Origin of the sequence: Tunicatimonas sp., from assembly GCF_049647865.1 — a bacterium.
Taxonomy (GTDB): domain Bacteria; phylum Bacteroidota; class Bacteroidia; order Cytophagales; family Cyclobacteriaceae; genus Tunicatimonas.
On record NZ_JBARYM010000082.1, the window covers coordinates 1 to 6,096 of the forward strand.

Consider the following 6,096-nt stretch of genomic DNA (forward strand, 5'->3'; position numbering starts at 1 on the left):
ACGAAATTCTCATCAGCTTGAGACATTACTTCACTATACCACTCATATTGTTGCGAATCTTTCCCAAAAGAATGGCAGGTTTGCCAACTATTGCCTCGGTCTTCAATATGATTAAGATCCAGCGCAACAAAGCGAACGCCAAAGTTAGGAATTACGAAAGTCCATTTCCATTCATCGCCGGGCAAGGTAAAAAAGCGCCGGAATGCCGAAGCCTTTACATCATACACCGGATCATCGGGCGGGGTTTTTCCTCGAGGCCGAATTTCCCGATCATGATTACCCAACACCGGCATAAATGGCGTGGAGCTAAATAATTCGGGATAGGTGTCAATCAGTTGGCGGTAAGGTTCTATACAATTTGCTACGCCAACTCCGCAGCTACCGTGAATGTTAGGGATATTATCTCCCGCTGTTAACAGTAGATGAATACCTTCTTGAAGGAGTATATCCAGATTGGGCTTTCCTTGCCAATCAGCCACTACTGCTACCCGTAGTTCATCCTGAGGATAATTCTTAAATGTATGGCGACTAGATTGTTGGTTGTTCGTAGAAACCTGATAGTGGTATACGCTCACCTCTGGATCTAGCGAAATTTCAACCTGATGTAGATTTGTATTTTCTTCTACCGTAACCACGCTATCGTATTCTTCCGAAGCACCGTAGCGCACCACCGCATTACCAGAGGTTACACTTTCCCAATTAACGGATAGCTTGTCGGGATTATTTGATGCATGAGTAAGCCAGATTCTCTCTACCTGGGCAGTGCTAAACTCCACCATTGTTAAGGTGAGTACAAAACTGACTAAAACTATACTCGGAATTCGCTGATATTTCATAATTTAAGAGTAAATATAGTAAAAGGTTATGGCCGAAGTATGCGTAGGCTCATCATATCTGTACCAGAATATACATATTCATAGTCTTGCTAAGAGTATTTTATCCCATCCCCCCCACTGTTATTCTGATACAAAGTAGATAAACAGGCAATTTTGCTATTTTTGCTAACTGTTTCAGTTAAGCCGAATAGTTGCATCAATAGAGAAACTCAGCCAATGGTACGAATCATCCTGACCGCAATTCTACTACTACATTTTTATCAACCGGTTCAATCTGCGGTTATTCGCGAGCAGTTTGCCCAGACAGTAGATTATGTGGGCTGGCAAATTATGGATGCCTATATGCAGGATTATCTCAGTATCCGACCTAACCAAGTTGCTGAGCGGGCGGGTTACGAAGCCTTTCAGCAGGAGTTTAGCCGGGACGAGTACAGCATAGAACAGCCACCCAACAGCCAAGCTGTTGCTACCTTTCTAGAAAATAACGACTGGCGCAATGCTAGTACCAATCTGTACCGCAGAATTATTAGTATTAAAGAGATGTATCGTAATGAGTGGACGGAAAGTGAGGCAATTGATTTTTTGCAACAGCAAATCCGCAATATTAGTCTTCAACCATTGAACGTAGCCAGTGAAGATGACTACGAACAATTACAACAGACCAAAGCACTACTAATTCAAGAAATTCAGCAGTATTTATCTATTGAATCATCAGAGGCAGCATCGGCGGCGGTTGAAGATGAAAGTTTGCCTCCACCTACTACCGCTGAGACTGATGTAACTGCAACATCTGACTCCCCCGATCTTTGGGTGCCGACCGAAGCTACGGACAAATTTTCCTTTTTAGACGAACGTTGGTTTCAGTTAATCCCACTCATTTTATCATTACTTTCTATTGGACTATCGCTGTATATTTTCAGTTTACTTCGGAAGCAAGATGCCCGCATTGATCGCCATACCAAGCGCATTGAAGAACTGACCGCCCGGCAACTTCAAAAAAGCACCCCTTACGTTACCCGAGAAGAAGTAGCTCAATTGAAAAACCGGGTGAAGGAAGCCGAAGCTCAGGTAGCATCTTTGCGAAAACAACTACCCAAGAAAAAAGAAACTGATTCCCAGCCGCGTTTCGGTCTGAATACCCCTCCTGCCCCCGTTACCAAATCGTATTACCTGTCTACCCCTAACAGCGACGGTACTTTTCCGGCAGGTTCTATGTCAGCCCAGTTTCGGCCCTCGGCCTCCATCTATCACTTTGAAGTGCTGGAGCAAAACGGGGAAAATACCGCTACCTTTACTGTAGCTAATAATGCGGATGCCATGAAAGATGCTTTAAGTTCGCCGGGTAGCTACTTAGAACCCGTTTGTGAAAGTGAGAATTCCTATTTTGCGGGTGCACAACGTATCGTGAACGTAGAACCCGGTAAAGCTACCCAACAAGGTGACCAGTGGGTAGTATTTACCGAAGATAAAGCCCTAATTCGCTATGAGTGATCTTGCTACGTTTGAAACTATCCTTCTGATTATTTCTATCGGAATGCAAGGATGGTTCTTCTGGCAGACGTGGCAGCGAATGCGGAAATTTTCTGACTGGATACCTTCGGAGGAGTCGATTAAAATTATACCGAAGCGTATTCCGCTTTTGGAGCTAACTCAAACCAGTACAGATCAATTACTAGAACGCTTTTATCAGGGAAAATTACGCTTTGCCGAAGGCATCAAACTGCCGATGTTGCAAGCCGATAATTATAACTTGGCAGCCCGTTATCAGCTATTTTATGCTCTCAATCGCTACTTGCTCAAAAGTCGAGGAGTCGTACTAGATTTTGCCTTGATTCAGAATCTACTAATTCGGCAAGAGATGCAAATCCGGCAAGGGCTTAAGCAGCGGTCTTGGCTTCCGTTATTGATTGGGTTGGCATCTACCATCATCGGATTAGGGGTTAGTGCTTTCTTTTTACCTAATCTTCCTAGCGAGATTGTTACTAACGCTATTTATCTGAGTACTGCGGTACTATTTTTTAGTGGGGTTAAAATTATTGTGCTCGCTACCATTGTTGGTGCATTGTTGAGTCTGGTACTTTTAGGCTGGCAATTACCCACGGTTCAACGCAAGGCTCTTCAGCGGAAAAACGAGTTTTTAACGCTTATTCAAACTGAATGGCTACCCCAATTAGCCCAAGACACCACTCAAACCCTGCAAACGCTACAGGGGCAGCTTAGTGGTTTTCAGCAAAACTTTATGGATAACCTAAGTACCCTGGAAGTACTGCTCAACAAAAATTACGAAACACTGAAGGCTCAAGAAAAAATTGCTCAAGCATTACAGGAAGTTGATATTATGGAGCTGGCCAAAGCCAATGTAAAAGTATTTCAATCGCTGAATGAAAGTGCCCGGGAACTTACCCAATTTAAAGATTACCTCGCCCAGACCAACCAGATGGTTGATAGTACATCAGGATTAACAGAAAAGCTGAACCAGTTTTTGTACCGCACGCAAGAGGTAGAGAATGTATTAGGAGAAATTCGGGGTATCGCACAGAAAAGCGAGAAATTGCAGCAATTTTTGCGATCTCACTTCACTGAGCTAGAGCAGCGTAGCCAAGTGATCAACAATGCTGTTGTTAAAGTAGATCACGTACTGGATAGAAGCCTACAGGAATTGTTAGAACACACGCAAACCCGTATTCGAACTATCCGCGAACTAACCATTCAAGAGGAAAATCGCTTGCGGAAAGCTTTTGATGACAATCAGCATGCGGTAGGAAAACTAGCCCTCATAGAACCGCTAAACCAAAATATTAAGGCACTAAAAGAGCAAAACAACCAACAACAATCAGCAATACTCGAGCAACTGAAGCTGCTAAATCAACAAATTTCTTCAAATAAGTCAGGTACGGGAACTAATTTTTTTAAAAAACTTTGGAGAAGTGAATAATCTTCGGCACGAAAATCGTTATATTCGTAACGATGAGAAGTATTATTTGGTCCCTCGCTCTCGCCATAATGCTTACAGGTTGTCACAGTTGCTCTCGCTCCGCTCGTAAATTAGACGGGCAACGTACTACCTTGCAAAGAATGGCCACTAATGATGTAGCTCCGGATACGGTTGCTACGTACAGTCCCCCTGTTTCGTTCATTGAACGGAAAGAAAAATCCCTTACTAATATTGTAGAGATTGCCGAACCGAGCGTTTTTATAGTGTATACCTACAATCGAAATGGCAAGCGCATTGGTCAGGGAACCGGCTTTTTTATAGAAAAGCAAGGAATTGCCGTAAGTAATCACCATGTTTTTGAAAAAGGTGAAAGCTGGAAAATCAAGACCTTTGCCGGAGATGAATTTTCAGTAAAGCGCATTATTAAGCAGAGTGAAAAATACGACTACGTTATTTTTCAGGTAGAGAAAACGGAAGAAATACAACCACTTCCTTTATCCGCATCGTTACCCCGAAAGGGCGAAGATATTTTCGTGCTAGGTAACCCTAAAGGGCTGGAAAGCACCGTATCCCGGGGGATTGTCTCTTCTATTCGTAAGTACAAAGGTGAGCGGAACGCGCTCATTCAAATGGATGCCGCTATCTCGCCCGGTAGCAGCGGTAGCCCCGTCATGAATAGCAAGGGTGAAGTAGTAGGCATCGCCACCATGCAGGTAAAACAGTGTGAAAACTGCAACTTTGCTTTTAACATTGCTCTACTGCAAGATGATACCTCGCTTTAAAGATGGGTTTACATCTTAGCGTGTTCTAGTGTATATTTAATACCAGAACACCAGAACACCAGAACACCAGAACACCCCCTACACCTTCTTCGCAATAATCTGAGCGTGGCGAGGAATTGTGCGTAACCATACGCTTTTCTGAGGAACAAGTCCGGCTTTTGATTGCCACTGGTGAATTTCAGCTTCTGAATAGGTACCCGCCTGGCTAGTAGCTGCGAAATACAAATTAAATAAGCCTCCCACATGATCTCCGTGTCGGGGTTTGTCAATTCGGATAAAGTCCTGTACAATATAGCATCCCCCCGGCCGAAGGGAGCGAGCCACTCGTTCTGTCAATGCCCGATTATCTTCATCATTAAGGTGGTGGGCAAGACTGGAGGTAAATACCACATCCCATACTTCTTCTCCCAGATCTTTCGTGAGGGCATCGCCTGGCATAAAAGTAATGCGTTCGTCTTTAGCATCCCCTTCAGACATTTTCTGAGCAGACTCTAGAGCCTCCGGTAAATCAAGAATAGTAGCTTTCAAATTTGGATGATTACGGCATAGTACCGCAGCGTGAATACTATGCGCCCCCCCGATATCTAATAAACGGCGCGCCTGTTTAGGTACTGGGGTACGCTTACCAATCTCTTTAACCGATACTTCCGCGACCGACCGCATACCTCGTTGGTAAAGGCTCCATTGACTCTCGTTCATGGTTGCGTGATAATTTAGGGGCTGACCAGTTCGTAAGTAGGTTTCGTAATGCTCAACAAACTCCCATTCCAGAAACTGTAGCAGCATTTTATCATGAAGCGACTGATCGCTATCTGGTAACATCCACTGGCGGGCTAGTGAAGATAAGCGGTACTGGTTCCGGCGCAGTTGTACGTAACCCAGATGGACCAATGTATTTAGCAACGCTAGCGTAGCTTTAGCATCAGTATTACACTGGGTAGCAACTTGGGTAGCGGTTTGCGGAGAGTCAGACAATGCTTCAAAAACGCCTGTTTTAGCTCCTACCATAATAGTACGCGCCAGCATAAACGCCATATGGGTGTCGCAGATAGGTATAGGAGCAATTTTAAACCAGGCGGCTAATCGCTCTAGCCAAGTTTCAGGAACTGCCAAAATTTTCATGAGAATTACGGGTTAACTGCCCAACATTAAACAGTCTATAATAGTAAGCTAGCTTGGTAAAGATATGTTTACCTGAACAGAAAGGGGGAAGTCTCCTGAAATGCTACAAGAGCAATAAATTACAATCCAGAAAATACTAGTTTAAAGCACATTCTTACAATGTTAGAATTTTCATGAGATTGCGGTTCTGTTCAAAAACTCAATAATTATTATGCTTTAAAGTGGTTGTAGATAAGATAAACCCGGTTAAATGCTTTAGAAAATACCTCGGAAGAAATCAGTATAAAGTACAAAAGTGAAGAAGGTGCTACAAATTTTATATATCTTCAATACCACTGTTTATCCTTACGTCGGGTTTTAGTGCCCAATTTTTTCCACTTCCTTCTCCCCCCTATTATTGTGTTCTGTGAAGTAAAATTAG

Annotated in this window: 5 protein-coding genes; 3 read left to right on the top strand and 2 right to left on the bottom strand. The window is 43.4% G+C overall.

Translation table 11 applies throughout. The annotated features are described in order from the left end of the window. Positions 1 to 836: metallophosphoesterase (locus WBA23_RS02875; RefSeq protein WP_424580742.1), on the bottom strand; the 836-nt coding region annotated here is incomplete at its 3' end. Between the two features lie 216 nt (positions 837 to 1,052). On the opposite strand from WBA23_RS02875, the gene WBA23_RS02880 reads away from it, so the two are divergent. Genes WBA23_RS02880 through WBA23_RS02890 form a run of 3 tightly spaced genes read left to right on the top strand, consistent with a single transcriptional unit; the run spans position 1,053 to position 4,553 of the window. Continuing rightward, complete coding sequence (locus tag WBA23_RS02880) at positions 1,053 to 2,327, top strand: hypothetical protein (protein WP_424580743.1); 1,275 nt, start codon at positions 1,053 to 1,055, stop codon at positions 2,325 to 2,327. Then, entirely contained in the window at positions 2,320 to 3,771 is a 1,452-nt protein-coding gene (locus WBA23_RS02885) for a hypothetical protein (protein ID WP_424580744.1), read from the top strand. Before WBA23_RS02880 ends, WBA23_RS02885 begins: the two co-directional genes overlap by 8 nt. Positions 3,772 to 3,803: 32 nt before the next feature. Beyond that, positions 3,804 to 4,553, top strand: coding sequence for a S1C family serine protease (locus tag WBA23_RS02890; protein WP_424580745.1), 750 nt, complete (start codon positions 3,804 to 3,806; stop codon positions 4,551 to 4,553). A 78-nt stretch (positions 4,554 to 4,631) separates the two neighbouring features. Here the strand turns inward: WBA23_RS02890 and WBA23_RS02895 are convergent, their stop codons facing one another. Continuing rightward, on the bottom strand, positions 4,632 to 5,675 hold the full coding sequence (locus tag WBA23_RS02895) for a class I SAM-dependent methyltransferase (RefSeq protein WP_424580746.1): 1,044 nt from the start codon (positions 5,673 to 5,675) through the stop codon (positions 4,632 to 4,634). Between the last annotated feature and the right edge of the window lie 421 nt (positions 5,676 to 6,096).

Bases quoted from the DNA above. Each gene is read 5' to 3' on its own strand.
- WBA23_RS02880 (WP_424580743.1), top strand. From the start codon at position 1,053: ATGGTACGAATCATCCTGACCGCAATTCTACTACTACATTTTTATCAA.
- WBA23_RS02885 (WP_424580744.1), top strand. From the start codon at position 2,320: ATGAGTGATCTTGCTACGTTTGAAACTATCCTTCTGATTATTTCTATC.
- WBA23_RS02890 (WP_424580745.1), top strand. From the start codon at position 3,804: ATGAGAAGTATTATTTGGTCCCTCGCTCTCGCCATAATGCTTACAGGT.
- WBA23_RS02895 (WP_424580746.1), bottom strand. From the start codon at position 5,675: ATGAAAATTTTGGCAGTTCCTGAAACTTGGCTAGAGCGATTAGCCGCC.